This is a genomic window from Paraburkholderia sp. 32 (genome assembly GCF_050435345.1).
Taxonomy (GTDB): domain Bacteria; phylum Pseudomonadota; class Gammaproteobacteria; order Burkholderiales; family Burkholderiaceae; genus Paraburkholderia; species Paraburkholderia tuberum.
In genome coordinates, this window is record NZ_JBNDKD010000001.1 from 19,779 (window position 1) to 40,738 (window position 20,960).

Annotated in this window: 13 protein-coding genes and 7 pseudogenes; 4 read left to right on the top strand and 16 right to left on the bottom strand. The window is 63.7% G+C overall.

The features are described 5' to 3' along the window. Window positions 1-47 precede the first annotated feature (47 nt). Both OKW26_RS00100 and OKW26_RS00105 read right to left on the bottom strand, forming a co-directional pair. Window positions 48-1,370, bottom strand: coding sequence for an MFS transporter (locus tag OKW26_RS00100; RefSeq protein ID WP_429352282.1), 1,323 nt, complete (start codon window positions 1,368-1,370; stop codon window positions 48-50). Between the two features lie 154 nt (window positions 1,371-1,524). Continuing rightward, on the bottom strand, window positions 1,525-2,580 hold the full coding sequence (locus OKW26_RS00105) for a 3-keto-5-aminohexanoate cleavage protein (RefSeq protein ID WP_187618072.1): 1,056 nt from the start codon (window positions 2,578-2,580) through the stop codon (window positions 1,525-1,527). Window positions 2,581-2,823: 243 nt separating this feature from the next. Between OKW26_RS00105 and OKW26_RS00110 the strand changes: the two genes are divergently transcribed. Further along, entirely contained in the window at window positions 2,824-3,825 is a 1,002-nt protein-coding gene (locus OKW26_RS00110; protein WP_429352283.1) for an AraC family transcriptional regulator, read from the top strand. A gap of 87 nt (window positions 3,826-3,912) precedes the next feature. On the opposite strand, the gene phaC is transcribed toward OKW26_RS00110, so the two are convergent. The 11 genes and pseudogenes from phaC to OKW26_RS00165 form a co-directional block, all read right to left on the bottom strand. Next, the gene (gene phaC / locus OKW26_RS00115; RefSeq protein ID WP_429354156.1) at window positions 3,913-5,655 is read right to left on the bottom strand and encodes a class I poly(R)-hydroxyalkanoic acid synthase; all 1,743 of its coding nucleotides are present in this window, start codon (window positions 5,653-5,655) and stop codon (window positions 3,913-3,915) included. A gap of 198 nt (window positions 5,656-5,853) precedes the next feature. After that, a pseudogene (locus tag OKW26_RS00120) lies at window positions 5,854-6,141 on the bottom strand (MaoC family dehydratase); the annotation flags it as partial. An 84-nt stretch (window positions 6,142-6,225) separates the two neighbouring features. Next, complete coding sequence (locus OKW26_RS00125; protein ID WP_429352284.1) at window positions 6,226-7,173, bottom strand: electron transfer flavoprotein subunit alpha/FixB family protein; 948 nt, start codon at window positions 7,171-7,173, stop codon at window positions 6,226-6,228. A 13-nt stretch (window positions 7,174-7,186) separates the two neighbouring features. Beyond that, window positions 7,187-7,936 (bottom strand): electron transfer flavoprotein subunit beta/FixA family protein, encoded by a 750-nt coding sequence (locus OKW26_RS00130; RefSeq protein ID WP_429352285.1) that lies wholly within the window; start codon window positions 7,934-7,936, stop codon window positions 7,187-7,189. A gap of 71 nt (window positions 7,937-8,007) precedes the next feature. After that, window positions 8,008-9,810 (bottom strand): acyl-CoA dehydrogenase, encoded by a 1,803-nt coding sequence (locus OKW26_RS00135; RefSeq protein WP_429352286.1) that lies wholly within the window; start codon window positions 9,808-9,810, stop codon window positions 8,008-8,010. Between the two features lie 212 nt (window positions 9,811-10,022). Continuing rightward, window positions 10,023-11,027: an AraC family transcriptional regulator gene (locus OKW26_RS00140; protein ID WP_090809441.1), complete on the bottom strand. Its 1,005-nt coding sequence runs from the start codon at window positions 11,025-11,027 to the stop codon at window positions 10,023-10,025. A 122-nt stretch (window positions 11,028-11,149) separates the two neighbouring features. Next, a complete protein-coding gene (locus OKW26_RS00145) occupies window positions 11,150-11,611 on the bottom strand; it encodes a hypothetical protein (protein ID WP_184053585.1) in 462 nt (153 codons plus the stop codon). Window positions 11,612-11,712: 101 nt separating this feature from the next. Then, window positions 11,713-12,582: a class I SAM-dependent methyltransferase gene (locus OKW26_RS00150; protein WP_187619987.1), complete on the bottom strand. Its 870-nt coding sequence runs from the start codon at window positions 12,580-12,582 to the stop codon at window positions 11,713-11,715. Between the two features lie 42 nt (window positions 12,583-12,624). Further along, on the bottom strand, window positions 12,625-13,827 hold the full coding sequence (gene gltS, locus OKW26_RS00155; protein ID WP_429352287.1) for a sodium/glutamate symporter: 1,203 nt from the start codon (window positions 13,825-13,827) through the stop codon (window positions 12,625-12,627). 476 nt (window positions 13,828-14,303) lie between these two features. After that, window positions 14,304-16,745, bottom strand: a complete 2,442-nt coding sequence (locus OKW26_RS00160; RefSeq protein ID WP_429352288.1) for a glucose/quinate/shikimate family membrane-bound PQQ-dependent dehydrogenase — start codon at window positions 16,743-16,745, stop codon at window positions 14,304-14,306. 245 nt (window positions 16,746-16,990) lie between these two features. Beyond that, window positions 16,991-17,431 carry a hypothetical protein gene (locus OKW26_RS00165; protein WP_429352289.1) on the bottom strand — a complete coding sequence of 147 codons (441 nt, stop codon included), beginning with the start codon at window positions 17,429-17,431 and terminating at the stop codon, window positions 16,991-16,993. Here OKW26_RS00165 and OKW26_RS00170 point away from each other — a divergent pair. Beyond that, window positions 17,381-17,551 (top strand): annotated as a pseudogene (locus OKW26_RS00170) (PLP-dependent aminotransferase family protein); the annotation flags it as partial. The gene OKW26_RS00165 and the pseudogene OKW26_RS00170 sit on opposite strands and share 51 nt — an antisense overlap. Before the next feature lie 29 nt (window positions 17,552-17,580). Here OKW26_RS00170 and OKW26_RS00175 read toward each other — a convergent pair. Next, window positions 17,581-18,529 (bottom strand): annotated as a pseudogene (locus OKW26_RS00175) (GlxA family transcriptional regulator). 208 nt (window positions 18,530-18,737) lie between these two features. Between OKW26_RS00175 and OKW26_RS00180 the strand changes: the two are divergent. Next, a pseudogene (locus OKW26_RS00180) lies at window positions 18,738-20,021 on the top strand (epoxide hydrolase family protein). 40 nt (window positions 20,022-20,061) lie between these two features. Further along, window positions 20,062-20,409, top strand: a pseudogene (locus OKW26_RS00185) (alpha/beta fold hydrolase); the annotation flags it as partial. Here the strand turns inward: OKW26_RS00185 and OKW26_RS00190 are convergent. Together OKW26_RS00190 and OKW26_RS00195 are read right to left on the bottom strand one after the other, a co-directional pair. Continuing rightward, window positions 20,402-20,647: pseudogene (locus OKW26_RS00190) on the bottom strand (IS5/IS1182 family transposase); the annotation flags it as partial. The pseudogenes OKW26_RS00185 and OKW26_RS00190 sit on opposite strands and share 8 nt — an antisense overlap. A 168-nt stretch (window positions 20,648-20,815) precedes the next feature. Beyond that, window positions 20,816-20,959, bottom strand: a pseudogene (locus tag OKW26_RS00195) (ATP-binding protein); the annotation flags it as partial. Window position 20,960: the final 1 nt, after the last annotated feature.

Below are 20,960 nucleotides of genomic sequence, written 5' to 3' on the forward strand. Positions count from 1 at the left end.
AGTTACAGGTTCGGTGCTCCGCGCCTTCCGCGCGGCACCATGCGAGGTCAGCGTGCCGCCTGCTCGCGCAGCGTGTTCAGCCGATCCAGATCGCCCGAGTAGTTCCGTTTGCCGATCATGAATGCGGCGGCCGCGACGAGCGGTGCGAACGGCACCAGTTGCAACGCGCCCAGCAGTCCGATCCGATCGGCGATGATCCCCGTGAGAACAGCCGCCGGCGCGAGGCCCAGCAGGTTGTTCGCGAGCGTCAGGGTCGCAAACGCCGAGGCGTGAATCGTCGGCGGCGTGAGGTTCGCCACCATCGCACCCGACGGGCCGCTCGCACCGGCGCAGAAGAACATGCCGGCGCCGATCACGACCAGCTGCCACGGCCCCGCGGGCATCCGCAAGCCAATCGCGAGCAGGACGAAACAGGCGAGGCAGAAGGCGATCGCGGCGCTCCACTTGCGTTCCCGCATGTTCTTGCTGAGCCGGTCGGCGAGGTTTCCGCACACCACCATGCCCACCCCGGTCACCAGCACGAACACCGCCGCGCACATCGCAGCCTTGCCGGTGGCCATGCCGTAATAGCGATTCAGGAAGCTCGGCATCCATGCCCACACAGCGGCGGGAACCAGCAGATGGAGGCCGCTGCCCACATAGGCGCACACCACGGACTTCGTCGAAAACAACCCCTTCATCAGCGCGCGCAGGCTCATGCACATGCCGCGCGATTGCGCCTGCCTCGTCACGCTCGCCGGCTGCAGTGGCACAAGACGCTTTTCGGTGACGACGAGGCGGTAGATCACGACCAGCACGACCCCCATCGCCGCCATGGCGCCGAATGCCGAACGCCAGCCGAGGTGAGCCGCCACCGCGCCGCCGAGCGCCATGCCCAGCACCGAGCCGAACGCGCCGCCCGCCATGAAGGTGCCGGTCAGCGTGGAGCGCAGCCGGACCGGAAAGATGCTCAGAACAACTGCGATACCGACACTGCCATAGGCCGCTTCGCCGATTCCGACAAAGGCACGCGCCAGCAGCAACTGCCCATAGTTCGCCGAGATCGCGCAGCCCACCGTCGCGAGACTCCACATCGCCGCCATCAGCACGATGCTCTTCACGCGGCCCCAGCGGTCGGCCAGAACCGACAGCGGGAACGTGAGCACGCCGACCATCAGCGCGACCACGCTGCTGAGCGAACCCAGCTGCGCGTCGGACAGATGCCATGCCGCCTTGAGCGGCGGAAACACGGCATTCAACACTTGCCGCGACATATAGTCGGAAAGCAGCAATCCGACCGTCAACGCAAACACCACCCACGCATAAGCGCGCACGTCCGTCTGAGCTGCCGAAACTTCACCCGTCGTGGGCGCTGTATGCTGAACGAGCATATTTTGTCTCCTTCCACGCTGACTCCCTAGCGGCCGCCTTGCCCGCATGGGCCGACGACTGTTATGGATTCAGCTATCTGCTCCCCGCTATGCACCGGAAGCGTTAGCCATGAAGCCCGGCCTCGGCCAATGCGCCGGCCCGGGCTCCTGGTGATCACGCCGCGCGAAGCGGCAGGTTCCTGACACCGGCCTGGCGGTTCGGCGCCATGCCGTTGGCGACCAGCGTCTCTTCGACCGTCTCGTACTGCACACCAATACGATAGATCTCGCGCGCTTCTTTGCCAGTGGCAATTTCGCGTCCCAGTTCGCGCGCGACGCGCACGCACTGCTCGATCTGCTGCACCGACGTGAAGCGCTTGCCGTGCTGATCGATGATCGTGTCCTCGATGCCGCAGCGCGGATGCAGGCCCATCGACATCGCCATCATGTTGAACGGCAGCACGTTCTTCAGCAGCGACTCGGCGGTGAGCGTGCAGCCATCCGGCGCGCGATGCACGAAGTTGAAGAAGTTGAATGGATTGGGGCCGTCGAAGCCGCCACCGATACCGATCCACGTCAGATTCAGCGGGCCCTTGTAGACGCCCTTGCGCACGAGGCGTTCGAGCGTTTCGAGCGCGTGGATGCCGGTGAGCTGGAAGTGCGGCTGGATGCCCGAAGCCTGCAGGCGGCGCAGGTGTTCCTCGACCCAGGCGGGACCGGCCGGCACCGTCATTTCACTATAGGCGGCCATGAACGCGGGGTTGGAAAGCGAGGTGCCTGCCAGATACTCCGGATAGAGCAGCTCCATGATGTTCATCTGCGTGGTGTTGATCGCGACCGTCACCTGATCGGGCTTCGGATCGAGATCGGCCAGCATATGGCGCGTGTCGTCGGACAGCCACTTCGCGGCTTGTCCGTCGTCTTCCGGCGCAAACGAAATCGAGCCACCGACCTGAATGATCATGTCGGGCACTGCCGCGCGCACACCCGCGATCAGTTCATTGAACTTCGACAGGCGCTTCGAGCCCTTGCCGTCCAGTTCGCGCACGTGCAGGTGCAATACCGTGGCGCCGGCGTTGTAGCAATCGACGGCCTTCTGGATCTGCTCGTCCATCGTCACGGGGATGTCTTCCGGGAAGTCCTCCGGCATCCATTCCGGGCCGTAAGGGGCGGTGGTGATGACTACCTTGTCCTGATTCTCAGGGTGCAACGAATCGTCGAGAAATTGCATTTGTTTGCCTCCATCCAGTTTTGAAGTGACGGTGTTCCGCTATCGCGAGGTCGCATGAAAATTTGCTGGAACACATCGAACGACATGTGCCCACAATACGGCAATCGCGCGCTACACTTTTATGATTGGACGCCATCCTTTTAGCGATTCGTGCCACTGCGCGTTAACACCAATAATTGCGCGAAGCAAGTGTTTAATGACTAGAAAAAATACCCAGCGTGTGAATCGTCCGGAGAAACTACGATGGAAACGATGGTGACGTCGGTAGCCATGAGCGGTTATTTCGAAGTGACGCGACGGCTTGGACTCAATCCGGTCGAGCTCGCGAAACAGGCCGGCATCGACGCCGGCGCGCTCGCGAATCCGGACGATCGCGTATCGGCCACCGCCTGTTGCCGGCTACTGGAAATGACGGCCGAAAAGGCGTCGTGCCCGACCCTCGCGCTGCAAATGGCGGAAACGCGGCAGACTTTCGGCAGCGGCGTGATCAATGTCCTGCTCGCGCACAAACGCACGCTGCGCGAAGTGTTGCTGGCCGCGGCCGAATACCGCCATCTGCTCAACGAAGCGCTGGCGGTGTACGTCGAGGACGCGGACAATACGGTCACCATTCGGGAGGAACTCGTCGTCGAACGGGGTACCCCGACAAGGCAGGCGATCGAACTCGCGCTCGGTGTCCTCGCGCGGCACTCCGGTGCTCTGCTCGGCAAGTTCTGGAAACCGCGCGAGGTCCACTTCACGCATCCGGCGCCCAAAGACCTGACGTTTCATCGACGCTTCTTCGGCTGTCCGCTGGTGTTCGGTAGCGACTTCAACGGGTTCGTCTGCGCAAGCGCCGATCTCGACTACCCGAATCCACTGGCCGATCCTGAACTCGTGCGCTATGCGGAAAGCCTCGCCTCTCCGCTGAACGAGAGCGCCGCGGAATCGGCCGCGCTGGAAGTGCGCAAGGCGATCTACCTGCTGCTGCCGCTCGAGCAGGCGAACGCCGAGCTGGTTGCACGTTATTTGCGTCTGAGCGTGCGCACCATGCAACGGCAGTTGAATTCGGCCGGCACCAGCTTTTCGGATCAGGTCGAGGAAGTCCGCGGCGAACTCGCCGTGCGCTACATGAGCAATCCCACCTATCCCATCGGACGGGTCTCGGCGCTTCTCGGCTACGCGCAACAGGGATCGTTCACGAACTGGTTCGTGTCGCGCTTCCACATGACGCCGCGCGACTGGCGCGCGAGCCACGCGAAGTGACGGCCGGTGGCAGTGAAGACGAAAAAACGGGGGGTGATGCACTGAGCATCACCCCCCGTTGTTGCCGCACCCGCTATCGCCATCCGGTCACTCGGCGCGAAGCTTCACATAGCGGCCTGGTGCGCTCTCGATTGCCTTGTACTTCCTGTTGCCGAGCTTCGTGCGTGCCTCGACCTGCTCGCCGGAATGCTGCTTGACCCAGTCGATCCAGTGATTCCACCAGCTGCCGCGCTGCTGAACCGACGTTGCGAGCCACTCGTCGGCGTTCTCGTCGCAGGTATCGTTGGTTCGGTAGCTGCGCTTGTTCTTCGAGGCCGGATTGATCACACCCGCGATATGGCCGCTTGCCCCCAGCACGAACTCGGTTTGACCGCCCAGTAGTTGCGTCGACTGATAGGCGGACCGCCACGGCACGATGTGATCTTCCTCGGCCGCCATCAGATAGCTTGGGATATCGATGTTGCCGAGATCCACCGGCGTGTCGCAGAACTTCAGTTTGTTCGGCACGCGCAGACTGTTTTCGAGGTACATGTTGCGCAGATAGAAGCTGTACATCGGACCGGGCAGATTGGTCGTGTCCGCGTTCCAGTACAGCAGATCGAACGCGGCCGGGGTTTTGCCTTTCAGGTAATTGTTCACGACATACGGCCAGATCAGATCGTTGGCACGCAGCGACTGGAATACGAAGCCGAGTTCGCGTCCGGGATAGAGCCCACCGCCACCGATTGCATGCTCGCGCATCGCCACGCCCTGCTCGTCGATGAACACGCCGAGATCGCCCGGGTCGGTGAAGTCGAGCAACGCCGTCAGCAGCGTCAGGCTGGCCACGGAGTCATCGCCGTTCGCACGCATGACCGCCAGCGCCGACGACAGCATCGTGCCGCCCACGCACCAGCCCAATGCATTGACCTGGTCGGCCCGGCTAATCGCACGCGCGACGCTGATCGCCTGCATCACGCCGTCCTCGAGGTAGGCGTCCCACGTGGTCTGCGCCATGTCCTGCTGCGGGTTGCGCCAGGACACGACGAACACCGTCAGGCCCTGCTCGCAGGCGAAGCGCACGAAGGAATTCTCCGGCTGCAGATCCAGGATGTAGAACTTGTTGATGCACGGAGGAACGATCACGAGCGGCCGCGCGGCGACCTTCGGTGTCAGCGGCTCGTACTGGATCAGCTGAAACAGATCGTTCTCATAGACCACCGCGCCACTGGACGTGGCGACGCTGCGGCCCACTTCGAACGCGCTTTGATCGGTGATCGAAATCGAGCCGCTGCCCAGATCGTCGAGCAGATGCGTGACGCCCGCGAGCAGGCTCGATCCGCCCGATTCCACCGCCGCCCGGATGACTTCGGGATTCGTCGCGACGAAATTCGCGGGGCTGGCGAAGTCGATGAACTGGCGCATGAAAAAGCGCAGCTTGTGCTTGCCCTTTTCGTCGAGCGCGCTCGCCTCGACGAACTCCGCGAGTGCCCGGGCATTGATCAGATAGCTCTGTTTCAGAAGGCTGTACCAGCCGTTGCTGGACCAGTCGTCGGCGTGAAAGCGCCGGTCTCCCTGCTCGGGCTCGGCGACCGCCTTCAACTCCGTGCGCCCGCCGATCAATCCGGCGACGGCGTCGCTCCACAGTTGCGCCTGCTGTTGCAGATAGTGGGCGCTCGTGTGGGTCACGGAGCCTCGCGCAAACGGCCCGTTGAAATCGAAGTCCGAGCCGTCGGTGTCGGGCACCGTCGTCGCGTATTCATCCTTGACCGGCGAAAAACGCCATAAATCGAAGCCGGCATTGACCCAGCCCGTGGAAAACTCGTGTGGCATGCTGAATGGCATTCTCATGGCGGGGCTCGCTATCATGCTTTGCTGACGGCGCAAGCCGCGTCCGCGACGACACGGTCGCGGCAGGTTTGTCGGCATGACCACGGCGTCGCCTTCGATCACCACCTTGCCGCCGACCGTGCAAACGGTGGACAGCACCACGCGGCGCTTGTCGTGAATCAGTTCCTTGACGGTCACTTCGGCCTGCACGGTGTCGCCGGGTCGAACCGGCGCCTTGAAGCGCAGGTTCTGGCCGAGGTAGATCGTGCCCGGGCCGGGCAGCCGCCCCGCGATCGCCGCGGAGATGATGCTGGCGGTCAACATGCCGTGAGCGATGCGCCCCTTGAAGGGTGTGGTTTGCGCAAACTCCTCGTTGATGTGAACCGCGTTGATGTCTCCCGACGCGCCCGCGAAGAGCAGAATGTCCGCCTCCGTGATGGTCTTGGCGAACCGGGCACTCATGCCCGGTTGCAGGTCTTCGAAATCGTATCCGTTAAGCTCATTCATGATTATTCCGCTTGCTGGGCGCGTATTTGCCCTCTCTTCTGGCACGTACTGCGCGTTGTGCCGGACGCTAACCGCTGGATGCGGTTAGCCGAGCGCCTGCTCGAGTTCCGGCACGAGGGTGAACAGATCGCCAACGAGGCCGTAATCGGCGACGCCGAAGATCGGCGCTTCTTCATCCTTGTTGATCGCGATGATGACTTTCGAGTCCTTCATGCCGGCCAGATGCTGGATCGCACCCGAGATGCCGACCGCGACGTACAGTTGAGGCGCGACGATCTTGCCGGTCTGGCCGACCTGATAGTCGTTCGGCACGAAGCCCGCGTCGACCGCCGCACGCGATGCGCCGAGCGCCGCGCCGAGCTTGTCGGCCAGCGGTTCCAGCACCTTCGTGTAGTTCTCGCCATTGCCCAGACCACGGCCACCCGACACGATGATCTTCGCGCTCGTCAGTTCCGGACGATCGAGCTTCGTCACTTCGCGGCTCACGAACTGCGCGAGGCCTGCGTCGGCTGCCGCTTCGATCTTCTCGACCGCGGCGCTGCCGCCTTCGGCCGCGACGGCATCGAAACCGGTCGAGCGCACGGTGATGACCTTGATCGGATCAGCCGATTGCACGATCGCGATTGCGTTGCCCGCGTAGATAGGACGCTCGAACGTGTCGGCGCTATCCACTGCCGTGATGTCGCTGATCTGCGCGACGTCGAGCTTCGCGGCGATACGCGGCGCGATGTTCTTGCCGGAGGCGGTGGCCGGCGCGAGGATGTGCGTGTAGTGCTTCGCCGCATCTTGCACAAGCGTCAGGACCGTCGCTTCGACGTTTTCCGCGAGGCCTGCGGCCAGTTGCGGCGCATCGGCGAGCAGCACCTTGCTGACACCAGCGATCTTCGCGGCCGCATCGGCCGCGCCCTGCGCGTTATGCCCCGCGACCAGCACGTGAATATCACCGCCGATCTTCTGTGCCGCTGCGATCGTGTTCAGCGTCGCGGCCTTGATCGACGCATTGTCGTGTTCTGCAATTATCAGGTTCGTCATTTCTCGGGTCTCCTCACAGCACCTTCGCTTCGGTCTTCAGCTTCTCGACCAGCGTCTTCACGTCCGGCACCTTCACACCGGCGGAGCGCCTGGGCGGCTCGGCGACTTTCAGCGTCTTCAGACGCGGCGTGACATCGACGCCGAGGTCTTCGGGCTTGACCGTTTCCAGCGGCTTTTTCTTCGCCTTCATGATGTTCGGCAGCGTTACGTAGCGCGGCTCGTTCAGGCGCAGATCGGTCGTGACCACGGCCGGCAGCGTCAGCGACAGTGTTTCCGCGCCGCCGTCCACTTCACGCGACACCGTCGCCTTGCCGTCCGCCACGACAAGCTTCGACGCGAACGTCGCCTGCGGCAGATTCGCGAGCGCGGCGAGCATCTGGCCGGTCTGATTGGAGTCGTCGTCGATGGCCTGTTTGCCGAGGATCACCAGTTGCGGCTGCTCCTTGTCGACGAGCGCCTTGAGCAGCTTCGCGACGGCGAGCGGCTGCAGGTCTTCGTTCGATTCGATCAGGATCGCGCGATCCGCGCCGATGGCGAGCGCGGTGCGCAGGGTTTCCTGCGCCTGCGCAACACCGGCCGACACGGCGATCACTTCGGTCGCGACGCCCGCTTCCTTCAGACGCACCGCTTCTTCAACCGCGATTTCGTCGAACGGGTTCATCGACATTTTCACGTTCGCGATATCGACGCCCGTACCGTCCGATTTCACGCGGACCTTCACGTTGTAGTCGACCACTCGCTTGACTGCTACAAGAACTCTCACGACACTCTCCTTCCCACACCGATAGGGCCGAGCCCTACCGCTTTGAATGACACATTACTTCCGTTGATCGATCAGAACTGGTCTTCGCGCAGCGCCAGCGCGCCTTCGCCATCGCGAGCACCGCGAACCGCCGCTTCGAGCGCGATTGCACGAGGCAGCACCTGCGTCGCGTAGCTATGCGCGGTCGCGATCTTCGCGTCATGGAAGGACGGATCTTCGTCGCGCTTGTCGGCCGCCAGCACGAGCGACCGTGCGACTTGCCAACCCGCGAGCACGATACCCGCGAGCATCAGATAGGACACACTGCCGGCGAACACCGCATTCGGATCGCTTTTGACGTTCTCGACCACGTAGCGCACCGCGCTGTACAACGCCTCGCGGCCGGCGGACAGATGACGATGCATCGCCTGAAAAGCCGCGCTCGAACCATACGAGGGGTGCGCTTGCACCGCGGCCAGGGTCGCGTCGATCTGCGCGAGCAGCATCCCGGCCACCTCGCCGTTGTCGCGCATGGTCTTGCGGCCGACGAGGTCGTTGGCCTGGATCGCCGTCGTGCCTTCGTAGATCGGCAGAATGCGCGCATCGCGGTAGTACTGCGCGGCGCCGGTTTCCTCGATGAAGCCCATGCCGCCGTGCACCTGCACGCCGAGACTCGTCACCTCCAGCGACATCTCCGTGCTCCAGCCCTTCACGATCGGCACCAGGTATTCGTAGATCGCCTGATGATTCGCGCGCGTCGCGCCGTCCGGATGACGATGCGCGAGATCGCAATGCGACGCCGACACATAGGCCAGAGCGCGCGCGCCTTCGGTCAGCGCGCGCATCGTCGAGAGCATGCGCCGCACGTCGGGATGCTGGATGATGGCGACCGACTGCTTCGCGGAGCCATCCACGGGACGGCTCTGCACGCGCTCCTTCGCATACGCGACGGCCTGCTGGTACGCGCGATCCGAGATCGCCACGCCCTGTACCCCCACGGCGAAGCGCGCGGCGTTCATCATGATGAACATGTACTCCAGACCGCGGTTCTCCTCGCCGACGAGCTGCCCGATCGCGCCGCCGTGATCGCCGAACTGCAGCACGGCGGTCGGGCTCGCCTTGATGCCGAGCTTGTGTTCGATCGACACGCAATGCACGTCGTTGCGCTCGCCGAGCGAGCCGTCTTGGTTGACGAGGACCTTCGGCACGACGAACAGCGAAATGCCTCTCACGCCTTCAGGCGCTCCCGGCGTGCGTGCGAGCACCAGATGCACGATGTTTTCCGTCATGTCGTGCTCGCCCCAGGTGATGAAAATCTTCGTGCCGAAGATCCGGTACGAGCCGTCGCCCTGCGGCTCGGCGCGGCTGCGCACGAGCGAGAGGTCGGAGCCGGCTTGCGGCTCGGTCAGATTCATCGTGCCGGTCCAAACACCCGCGATCATCTTCGGCACGTAGCGCTGCTTCAGCTCCTCGCTACCTGCCGTCAGCAGCGCTTCGATCGCGCCGTCGGTCAGGAGCGGGCATAGCCCCAGCGACAGGTTGGCGGCGTTGAGCATTTCGATGCAGGGCGTCGACAGCAGCTTGGGCAGATCCTGACCGCCGTATTCAGACGGATGTTGCAAACCCTGCCAGCCGCCTTCGCTGAACTGGCGAAACGCGTCCTTGAAACCGGCCGTGGCGGTCACCACGCCGTCCTTCCAGGTGCTCGGGCTGCGGTCGCCGTCGACGTTCAGCGGCGCGAGCACGCCTTCGTGCAGCCGCGCGGCCTCTTCGAGCACCGCACGAGCGGTGTCGGCGGTTGCGTCCTCGCAGCCGGGCAAGCCCGCCAGTTGGTCGATTCCGGCCAGTTCCGTGAGTGCAAACAACATTTCTTTGAGAGGCGCGACGTAGCTCATTACCATTCTTCCGATCAGATAGTCCGTAGGGAAAGTCACCCGTCTGGCACCGATGCGGCCGGGGTAACGTATGGCTGAATCGTAGCGTCGGACAGGCCCTGCCCGGTTGTCCAAACCGGACGATCTATTGACATCTCTGGCCACGTCGGAGGGAGTAAGCGCCCCGTGGGAACTGCGTCGGCGGGTGTTGCCGACGCATCGATATGACGCGATCAGCCACCCCGGCGATAGGCCGCCGGGGTGCTGCCGGTCCAGTGACGGAACGCTCTGTGGAATGCGGTGGGGTCGCCGAAGCCGACGTCGCCCGCGATGATGGCGATGGGCTCGCGCGTGCCCGTCAGGCGCTGGATCGCGATGTCGCGGCGCAATTCGTCCTTGAGCATCTGGAACGCCGTGCCCTCGGCGGCAAGATGACGGCACAGCGTTCTGACCGAGCAGTGCAGGCCTTCCGCCGCCTCTTCGATGGACGGGACGTCGGGCAGCCGGGACGCGAGATGTTCCCGCACGCGATGACTGAACAGCTGCTCGTTGAACGAAACGAAGATCCAGTCTTCCGGCGCGCGAGCGAGAAACCTGCGCAGGTTCGCCTTGCGCTGACGCACGGGCAGGTCGAAATAGCTGCTGCTGAACTGCATCGAGGTCTGATTGCAGTCGAACTTCGCCGGTCCGGGAAACAGATAAAGATACTCGAGCGCGTGAGCGGGACGGGGAAAGGCGAACTGCACCTGCAACAACGCAATCCGTTGACCGATCAGCCAGGACGCGATCCCATGCGCGAGCTTCAGCATCAGCTCCTGGCCCAGCATGCCGGGTTGCGCTCCCGTGCTTCCCGGACGCAGCGCCAGGCTCGCGACGAGGTCGCCGCGGCGCGACTCGAAGCGGAAGTCGTCCAGCACGAGATGGAAGAACTGGCCGAACCGGTGCATCGCGGATTCGAGATTCGGCGCATCCAGCAGGCTCAGGCAGAGAAACTTGAGCGCGCCGCTGCGCAGCGGGCGCGAGAAAACGCCGGGCATCTCATCGTCGAGTTCGATCGCGAGCGAGCGGTAGAGCGTCGAGAACTGTTCCTCGGTAACGCGCGCTCCAGGCTGGTCCAGAAGCGCGCGCGGAATGTTCGCGCCCGACAGATGCCGGTCGACGATATCCGGCCGCGTCCCGACGCTGCCGAGGAACCCGTTGACGAGCGAGATCGGTACGGTTGCGCCAGGAGCTTGCATGAGAAGGTTCCGCGAGGCGAAGACGCATCAGCATAGCGCCTCCCGCCGCATCGTGGCGAGGGTTCGGCGAATCGCTACGCGAGTGCCGCGTTCGGGGCCCCGTGGTTCCGGTAGCTTGCCGCCTATTGCGCCGATGCGTGCGAGCGCAGATAAGGCACGTAGCCGTTCTGAATCTTCAGGATCTTCTCGGCGCACTCGTCATAGTCGTCGCCCTTCGCGTTGTCGGGCCCATACATGCCGCGGCACTGCGCGAACAGCGACAGCGTCGCGCCGCCCGTGCTCCTGTTCGCGCGGGTCGCTGAGAAAGCGGCTTTGCCCGAATCGTCGGGCACGTCGGTATCGATCGCGACCGCGTCCGCGCGGATCACGTGCGTGTCGGAATGCTGCTCGATATAGCGTTTCGTCGCCGCCCACGCGGCATCGCAATTCGCCGGTGTGCAGTCGATCACCGCGTCGCGTTGCGCGGCGCGAAGGTTCGGCTCGCTATGAAGGATCTCCTGCTGGGCGCGTTGCGCCTGCTTTTCCGGGGACGAGCAGGCGGCGAGTGCGCATGCGACGAGTGCGAAGGCAGCGATCTTTTTCATGAGTAGACTTCGGAGGCCATGGTCGAGCGCGATTATAGCGGTGCGGGGAAAGCGATTGCGTATTCACGACTCACATGCTGGGTTGGTAACTTCGGTTGGCGTCATCGCCCATAGGTGTTCGCCACCAGCAACTCCTCCGCATTGCCCGGCGGTCGCAGCCCATCCGTCCGAGCCGCGAAGTAGCGCTGCGTCAGATCGGCCGCGGACACGTGCCGCGCGTCGTCAAAGCCCGCTTCGCGCCCCATGGCGATCATCTGCTGCGGCATGAAGAAGCTGATGAACGGTGTACCGCTCGCACGCGCGCCCTTCTCTGCCATTTCGAGTCCGGGGCGCACGTCCGGGTCCGCCATCTCCAGCGGCAACAGGAACGTCATCGCGAACGTCGAGCCGCGCGCCAGCCCGGCCACTTCGCGCAGCGTCGCCGCATTCGCCTCTTTCGTCAGATACATGCTGACGCCGGTCGACACGACGACGGCCGGCCTGCTTTCGTCGAAGCCTTCGGCGACGAGACGCTGCCGCCAGCTATCGCCCGCTTCGAAGTCGACCGGCACGAAACGCAGCCAGTCCGGCAGGCCGAAACCAAGCTCGCCGAGCCGCTGACGCTTCCACGTTTGCGGTCCCGGCGGGTCGACCTCGAACACGGTGAGCCGCGACGCAATGTCGGGCCGGCGTTGCGCGAAGCTGTCGAGACCGGCGCCCAGAATCACGTATTGATCCACCCCGCGCCCGGTCTGCTCGACGACCAGATCCTCGATAAAGCGTGCGCGCGCGACGATCGACGCGCGAAACGGCCGCGTGAATCGCGGATCCATGTCGCCACGGCTGCGCCAGTCTTCGGCGGGTGCCAGCAACTGCAAGCCGACTTCGTCTTCGAGCACGTGCGGCGGCGCGTCGGCCTGCACGTGCAGCGCACGCCATAACGCGACGCGCGCGGCGGTACTGTCGGGTGCGATGTGTCGTGGATCGCTCATGGTATTTGCCCGCTTGGGTTGATGTGCCAATGCCACCGCTGCTCAATGGAAAAACGGCAGCGCGAGAAACAGTTTGATGATGATCGCGTTGACGATGTCCATGAAAAACGCGCCCGTCAAGGGCACGATCAGGAACGCGATATGAGAATGGCCGAAGCGGTTCGTGATCGCCTGCATGTTCGCGATCGCGGTCGGCGTGGCGCCAAGTCCGAGGCCGCATTGCGCCGCGCACAAGACGACCGCGTCGTAGTTGCGGCCCATCGCTGGGAACGTGATGAATACCGCGTAGAGCGCCATCAGCAGCGTCTGTGCCGCGAGGATCGAGATGATCGGCACCGCGAGCGCGGCAAGCCCCCATAGGTCGAGCCGCATCAGCGCCATCGCGAGAAAGAGCGCGAGCGCGACGTTGCCGACAAGCGCGACCGCGTGCTGGTCGATCCGCACACGCACGAGCGCGAGCACGTTGTTCAGGATCACGCCGATGAACAGCGTGCAGACGAACGTCGGCAATTCGAACGCGGTGTCCGCGATCCAGTCGGCAAACATTTCGCCGCCCGCGAGGCAGATCGAGATCAGCGCGAGCGTCGTGATGATCGCGGCGGGCGTGGTGGCCTGCTGCGCCTTCGGTTCTTCGAAGACCAGCGTTTCGTCCTTTAGCTGTTTGACGCGCAGCAACTCGTCGGCGCTGATCCGCCGCATCAGCAGCCGTGCGATCGGACCGCCGAGCACGCCGCCCATCACGAGGCCAAACGTCGCGCAGCCGATCGCGATCTCGGTCGCCGACTCCAGTCCGTGACGCTCGGTAAAGATCTGGCTCCACGCGGCGCCAGTACCGTGGCCGCCCGACAACGTGACCGAGCCGCCGAGAATCCCAAGCAGCGGATCGACGCCGAGGGCGAACGCGAGCAGCAAGCCGACCACGTTCTGCAGGATCAGCAGCCCGCAGACCAGCGCGAGAAAGCGGATCAACACCGGGCCGCCCGCCTTCAAACTCGATAGATGCGCATTCAGACCGATCGTCGAGAAGAACGCGAGCATCAGCGGCGCCTGCAACGTCGAATCGAACCTGACCTGCACGTGGGTGGTGAGGCGCGTGATCAGCACGCAGATCGCGACGATGAGCCCGCCTGCCACCGGCGCCGGAATCGAATAGGTCCTTAGCACGCCGATCCACTGCACGAGCTTTTCGCCGAGCAGCAGCACGAGCGACGTCGCGACCAGCGTGGCATATACGCCAATAGTCATGAATGGCCTCCGAGCGGGAGCGTGACAACGTTTTCTGTTTTCCCGGCGCGACGCCGCGGCGCATCGGAATGCGGCAAGGCTTTGTCGTCATCCGGAGCGCGCGCGAACCTGCGACATCTTAGCCAATCCGTCCGGGCAAAGTATGATTTTCCTTGGGTTTTATCCGGCAAGGTCGGAGCCCATATTGGGTTTCTCAGTACACGGAGTGACCGACAGATTCTCGCACTGACGTGAATTCAAAGTAGCGGGAACAGGAGATGCGTAGCTCTGCAGGATAGCCCGACGAGCGCTGTCTGATTGCGTCGCAAGTATCGATCGGATGCCACCCAACCAGGAGATGTCATGAAACCAATTCTCTACCGCCGGCGGCGAGCAATTCGCCGTCCGCCGCAAGTCAGTGTCAAACAGATGACCGCATTGCCGTGCGTGGACGTGGCAGTCCTGTCCACGCACGTCCACCCTGCTTCACCGCTTTGCTATTGCGGCAACGCATAGGCAATCACGTAGTCGCCGAGCTTCGTACCGAATGAGCCGTGACCGCCTGCCGCAATCACCACGAACTGACGTCCGTTGACCGAATAGCTCATCGGCGTTGCCTGCCCGCCGGCGGGCAGACGCGCCTGCCAGAGCTGCCTGCCGTTGTTCACGTCGAAGCCGCGAATGTAGTTGTCGGCCGTCGCGCCGATGAACGCCACGCCGCCCGCCGTGATGATCGGGCCGCCGAGCATCGGCATCCCCATCTTGAACGGCAACGGAAGCGGTGAGCTGTCCCGCACCGTTCCGATCCGCTTCTTCCATACGATCTGGTTGGTCTTCAGATCGATCGCCGAAATGAAGCCCCAGGCAGGTTGCTTGCAAGGAAGACCGACCGGCGACATGAACGCATTCAGTGTCACGCCGAACGGAACGCCGTATTGCGGCTGAATTCCGGTCTCCGTCCCCGAACCTTTCGCGCCCGGTACCGGCTGAATCGGATTGCCCGGGCCACGCGGAATCAGCCGCGAAACGAACGGCAGCGCAATCGGATTGGCGACCGCAATCTGGCGATCTGTGTCGACCGCCATGCCGCCCCACTCGAACATGCCGAGATTGCCCGGAAAGACCAGCGTTCCTTGCTCTGATGGAGGTGTGAAGGTGCCTTCATAGCGCAGCTTGTGGAACATGATCCGGCATACCAGCTGGTCGTACATCGTGGCGCCCCACATGTCGGCATCGGTGAGATCCTTCGATGGCCGGAAGGTCAGTCCGGAGAACGGCTGGGTAGGCGAAACATGGTCGCCGGGCGCTGCACCCTGCGGCACCGGACGCTCCGGAGCCGGCACCACCGGCACGCCCGTGCGCCGGTCGAGCACGAACAGGTTGCCGGTTTTGGCCGGCGCATACACGACAGGCACGGTATTGCCCTTGACGTCGGTAATGTCCGCGAGCGTGGGCTGCGATGGCAGGTCCATGTCCCACAGGTCGTGGTGGACCGTCTGATAGAACCACGCGAGCTTGCCCGTCGACGCGTGCAGCGCGAGCAGGCCGCTCGCGAAACGCTCCTGCTCCGCCGTCCGGTTGCCGCCCCAGATGTCCGGCGTGGTCACGCCCATCGGCAGATAGACGATGTCCAGCTTGGGATCGTATGCAGCGGGCGCCCACGAGTTCGGGGACGTTAGCGTGTAGTGACCGCCGGCGGGAGGATTCTGATTCGGGTCCTTCGCGCCCGGGTCGAACACCCACAGCAGTTCGCCGGAACGCACATCGAAGCCGCGGATCACGCCCGACGGCTCGCGCGTCGAATAGTTGTCCTCGACCGCGCCCGCGACGACGATCACGTCGTTCGTGATGACCGGCGGCGAGGTCGGCTCATACATGCCGGGGGTCGTCACCGGCTGGTTGTGCTGGAGATCGAGATCGCCGCCGTTGGCAAAGGTTTTGCACAGCGCCCCTGTCTCCGCGTCGAGCGCATACAGGTGGCCATCGTTGACGGGCAGATAGATGCGGCGCATGCAGGCCCCGGCGGTCGCGGCAGTCGCAGCGGGCGCAGACGCCGGTTGCTGCTGAGCGGGCGCCGCGGCCGATGCGCCCGAGGGCTGATCAGCCGTCGGCGCGGGACCGGCCGCGGAAAGATCGACGTAAGACACACCACGGCAGGTCACGTGCTGGAACGACGGATCGGCCTTCAGCTGCGGATCGAATTTCCATTTCAACTTGCCGGTCCGCGCATCCAACGCCCATAGGATCTGATGCGGCGAGCATAGAAACAAGGTCTCGCCGATCTTGATCGGCGTGACTTCGTCCGTAATCTCGACGGGGTCGTTGGGGCCTTTGCTATCCCCGGTCCGGAAGGTCCACGCGACCTGTAAGTCCTTGACGTTTGCAGGCGTGATTTGAGTCAGCGGGGAATAGCGGGTACCGGCCTGGGTGCGCGCGTAGGCCGGCCAGTCGGCGGCGCTATCACCGGTCTCTGCGGGGGCCGCCGATGCCGCACTGAAGCTCCCGTTGACCGTTTGCGGATCGTTGAAGTTCGCGTAGACGAGCACGCCCGCCCAGACAGCCAATGCAACGACGAGCGAACCAATGCCGAGCCCGCGTGCGCCCTCCATCCGCCAGCTCACGAGCAGCAGTAGCCACACGCCGAAAATGACCAGCACCCCGGAGCGCGGAGCCAATGCCCAGAAGTCCGTGCCGGACTCCCAGAGTGCCCAGACCGCCGTCGCAATCATCACGAGCGCATAGAGAACGAGCGCAGCGGGCTTGCGCCGGTAAAGCAACCACGTCACTACTGCGAGCAGCAGGCCCGTGATCAGGTAGTACCACGACCCGCCTACGGCAATCAGCCATGCTCCGCCGATCACGAGGTAAAGCGAAGTGAGCGCGAGAAACACAAGTGTGATTGCACCGATGACGACTGACCAACCGGGCTGTCTCGACATGATGATCTTCCACCCTAATCAAGAACGACGTGCGCGCGCAGACCGCAAAAGATGGGCCTGGTCTGTCCTGTTGTTCGATGCAGGCGCGTGACTTCTCGCGGGTTATCGCGCGTGCAGCGATGAGATCGAACCTGCCGCGGACATGCAACCGATACTTCGCTATCTGACCTGTTGGCCCAGGTGGTCGAGAGCGTAGCGTCGGCAATGCTCAAGATATGCCGCTTCGTTGGCGACGGTCAATTGAATCATGCTGCGCCACAGCGATGATCGGTGAGCTTCCAGCCCGCTCGCTCCAACGCGATATGCACGGCCGGCACGGGACCGAGACCGAGACCGAACATGCCGGGCTCGACGGCGGCGATGCCGAAAGCCGCAAGACGCGCACTCGCTTCGATGCCCCTGGCGTCGGCATAACCGCGCTCGGCCACGACCATTGCCGCCGCACCGCTGTTCAGGCCGGGCGCATTGCCCGCCGTGATCGTGCCATCGGGACGGAACGCGGGACGCAGCTTTGCCAGCGTTTCCACGGTCGTTTCCGGACGCGGCTGCTCGTCGCGCGTGAACTGGATGCTGCCCTTGCGCCCTTCTATTTCGACGGCGACGAGTTCGGCATCGAATGCGCCGCGTTGCGCCAGGCGATCGCCATGGCCCTGAGGCGCGAGAAGATCGCCGTTTCGACCGCGCATCCGTTCGCCGCGTCGGCGCACGTACCGCACGCGATCCGGCTCGCGCTCGGCGCGGTCAGCTTGACGACGCTCGAGCAGTCGCTGCAAACGGTCGCGCGGGTCATTGCCGACCAGACCTACCGATCGAAGACTGCGCTGGGCCGCCCCCATCATCCCGGCGCGGCCCAGCGCGCATTGCGACGTATCGCCTGTGGCGGTTGTCCAAACGCTCGAGTGAACGCATCGCGCATGCGGCGCGGGTCGGAAAATCCGGTCTGCTGGGCGATCTGTTCGACCGTATGGCGGCTCCTTTCCAGCATGAGCCGCGGCGGCTTCGAGACGCAGTCTCTCGACGGCCTTGGCGGGCGATTGCCCCGTCTCCGCCCGGAACGCGCGGCTGAACTGACGCGGGCTGAGCCGTGCCACTTCGGCCAGTTGTTCCACCAGCAGTGGTTGCGCGAGATTCTTCCGCGCGTACGTCAGCGCGGACTGAATGCGATCCGATTTCGCATCGAGTTCCAGCAACGCCGAATGCTGGGACTGACCACCGGCGCGTCGATGAGAAACGACGAGCGTTTGCGCGACCGATCTCGCAACGTCCACCCCCAGATCGGCCTCGACCAGCGCCAACGCGAGATCGATTCCCGCCGTCATGCCCGCAGACGTCCAGATCGAACCGTCGACCGCGTAAATCCGGTCTTCCTCCACACGGATGCGCGGAAACTGCTTCCGCAGCGCGGACGCATAGACCCAGTGCGTGGTGGCGCGCTTGCCGTCGAGAAGGCCCGCTTCGGCCAGCACGAAGGCGCCCGTGCAAATAGCGGCGACGCGCCGGGCCGTCGCCGCGCTGTGACGTGCGTAGGCGAGCAGCCCATGGGACGGCCGCGCCGCGCCCGGATCGCCGCCCGTGAAAAGGACCGTGTCGAACGTTCGCTCTTCGAAGGGTTCGGTCATCACCGTGGGACCACCGATCGGTCTGACCGGCGCGCCATGTTCCGACAGCGTGAGTACTTCGTAGAACGATTCACCGAATTTCTGATTGGCAAACGAAAACACCGGCTGCGCGGCGAGCGACATGGCGTGAAACCCATCGAACACGACGAACGCGACTGACGGCACGGCGATTCCTTTGAGTGGTGTCCTGAAACCGTAGTTTCTACGTCCTTTGCGATCTCGGCGGCCGCCCATATAAATGCGCTATGGATGCGCGGATTTGATTGAACGCGAATAAGCGGCCCTCGACGATCCTTCCGCACCAGCGGTCGACCGACTCTTTCAGTTCCCATTCTAGTCACCGTTTCCTTATCGCAGGTCAGGAGAACTCCTCATGAAAGTCCTCAAATCCCTACTCGTCACCGCGCTGATGGCGGCGCCCGCCATCGCGAACTTGCCGGCGACCGCGCTTGCGGCCGAAGCGGCCGCGACGTCGGCTGCGTCGACGGACGACACGGCGATCCGACCGTTCACGGCGCACTTTTCCGACGCGCAGCTAGCCGACCTGAAGAAACGCATCGCGCAGACGCGCTGGCCGCAACCGGAGACGGTGACGGATCGGTCGCAAGGCGCGCAGCTCGCGAAGCTGCAGGCGCTCGTGCAGTATTGGAGCACCGACTACGACTGGCGCAACGCTGAAGCGAAGCTCAACGCGCTGCCGCAGTACGTGACCACGATCGACGGCGTCGATATTCACTTCATCTGGGTACGCTCGAAAAATCCCGGTGCGTTGCCGCTCATCATGACGCATGGCTGGCCCGGCTCGGTCTTCGAAGAGCTCAAGGTGATCGGACCGTTGACTGACCCGCTAGCGTACGGAGGACGGGCGGAGGATTCGTTCGATCTGGTTCTGCCATCGATGCCCGGATATGGGTTTTCGGGCAAGCCGGCAACGGCCGACTGGACGCCTGATCACATCGCGCGAGCGTGGGAAGAACTGATGCGGCGGTTGGGCTATCAGCACTACGTCGCGCAGGGCGGAGACTGGGGCTCGGTGATCGCCGACAAGATGGCCGCGCAAAAGCCGCCGGGCTTGCTCGGCATTCACGTCAATATGCCCGCGACTGTCCCGCCCGAAATCGCAAAACGGCTGAAGGCAGGCGATCCGCCGCCGCGCGGACTTTCCGACAAGGAGAAAATCGCCTACCAGTCGCTGAACAATCTGTACACGCGCGGCGGCGGCTATGCGGCGATGATGGTCACACGTCCGCAGACGATCGGCTATGCGCTCGCGGACTCTCCGGTCGGGCAGGCTGCGTGGATGTACGACAAATTCGCGGATTGGACCTACAGCGGCGGCTATCCTGAACGGTCATTGACCAAAGACGAGATGCTCGACGACATCACGTTGTACTGGCTGACCAATACCTCCACGTCGGCGGCGCAGCTGTACTGGACCAACAACGCGAACAACTTCAATAGCGTGAACATCTCGATCCCAGCCGCCGTGACGGTGTTTCCCGGCGAGATCTATCAGGCGCCCCGCAGTTGGACCGAGCGCAGCTATCACCACCTCATCTAGTTCAACGAAGTGAACAAGGGCGGCCACTTCGCGGCATGGGAACAACCGCAACTTTTCTCGGAAGAAATTCGCGCTGCCTTCAGGTCGCTGCGCTGATCGCTGTCTCGCACGGCGTAACGTTCGAAGGAGATTCGCAATGTCGGATGAAATCAACAGGCGTCGTCGACGCCTTCTCGGGAGCGCCGCCATCGGCGTCGGCGCGCTCAGTCTCGGTTTGAACGGCTGGGCGAATGCGCAGTCTGTTGCAGGAAATACAAACGGTAGCGACGCGCCGCGACCAGCATCGTTCGCGACGATCAAGCAGATCGACGCCGGCGTTCTGAACATCGGCTATGCCCAAGTCGGACCCGCCGACGGTCCCGTGGTGATACTGCTTCATGGCTGGCCATACGACATCCACAGCTTCGCCGACGCTTCGCTGCGGATCGCATCGGCGGGCTATCGGGTGATCGTTCCACACTTGCGCGGTTATGGCGCTCATAGGCGAAGTCGGCCAGATTGAACCAGTGCTGCACGAAGTGGATCCGCAGCATGCGCTCCAGACCGATCGGCTGGCGGCCATTGCCGCGCTTCGGATAATGCGGCTCGATCACCGCGCACAGTTGCGCCCATGGCACGATCGCGTTCATCGTGTCGAGAAACTCGTCGCGCCGCGTGCGTTTGCGGTGCGTCTCGAAACCCGTTCCTTGATCGGCTGCCATCGCCAGCGTCTGCTGCTTCATCCTGTTTCGCCTTCGTCGTTCGATCCGATCTCTGACGCCTGACGTACCGGTTCGGTGGACTTAATTAGCGTTGCCCTAGACGGGTCCGGCTTGGGTAGTCCCACATAGCATCTCTGCCTTGGCCAACGGACGGACAGCAGCGCGAGGAAGTTCTCGTGCTGCTCGCAGTTACGATGAAGCGTCTGGATGGGCGGGCACCGTGAATTGAAAGATCGCGCCGTGCGGCACGTTCGCGCTTGCCCACAATCGGCCGCCGTGTGCCTCGACGATCGAACGGCAGATCGGCAGCCCCATCCCCAAACCGGTCGGCTTG

Bases quoted from the DNA above. Each gene is read 5' to 3' on its own strand.
- OKW26_RS00100 (WP_429352282.1), bottom strand. From the start codon at position 1,370: ATGCTCGTTCAGCATACAGCGCCCACGACGGGTGAAGTTTCGGCAGCT.
- OKW26_RS00105 (WP_187618072.1), bottom strand. From the start codon at position 2,580: ATGCAATTTCTCGACGATTCGTTGCACCCTGAGAATCAGGACAAGGTA.
- OKW26_RS00110 (WP_429352283.1), top strand. From the start codon at position 2,824: ATGGAAACGATGGTGACGTCGGTAGCCATGAGCGGTTATTTCGAAGTG.
- phaC (WP_429354156.1), bottom strand. From the start codon at position 5,655: ATGAGAATGCCATTCAGCATGCCACACGAGTTTTCCACGGGCTGGGTC.
- OKW26_RS00125 (WP_429352284.1), bottom strand. From the start codon at position 7,173: ATGACGAACCTGATAATTGCAGAACACGACAATGCGTCGATCAAGGCC.
- OKW26_RS00135 (WP_429352286.1), bottom strand. From the start codon at position 9,810: ATGAGCTACGTCGCGCCTCTCAAAGAAATGTTGTTTGCACTCACGGAA.
- OKW26_RS00140 (WP_090809441.1), bottom strand. From the start codon at position 11,027: ATGCAAGCTCCTGGCGCAACCGTACCGATCTCGCTCGTCAACGGGTTC.
- OKW26_RS00145 (WP_184053585.1), bottom strand. From the start codon at position 11,611: ATGAAAAAGATCGCTGCCTTCGCACTCGTCGCATGCGCACTCGCCGCC.
- OKW26_RS00150 (WP_187619987.1), bottom strand. From the start codon at position 12,582: ATGAGCGATCCACGACACATCGCACCCGACAGTACCGCCGCGCGCGTC.
- gltS (WP_429352287.1), bottom strand. From the start codon at position 13,827: ATGACTATTGGCGTATATGCCACGCTGGTCGCGACGTCGCTCGTGCTG.
- OKW26_RS00160 (WP_429352288.1), bottom strand. From the start codon at position 16,745: ATGTCGAGACAGCCCGGTTGGTCAGTCGTCATCGGTGCAATCACACTT.
- OKW26_RS00165 (WP_429352289.1), bottom strand. From the start codon at position 17,431: ATGCGCGGTCGAAACGGCGATCTTCTCGCGCCTCAGGGCCATGGCGAT.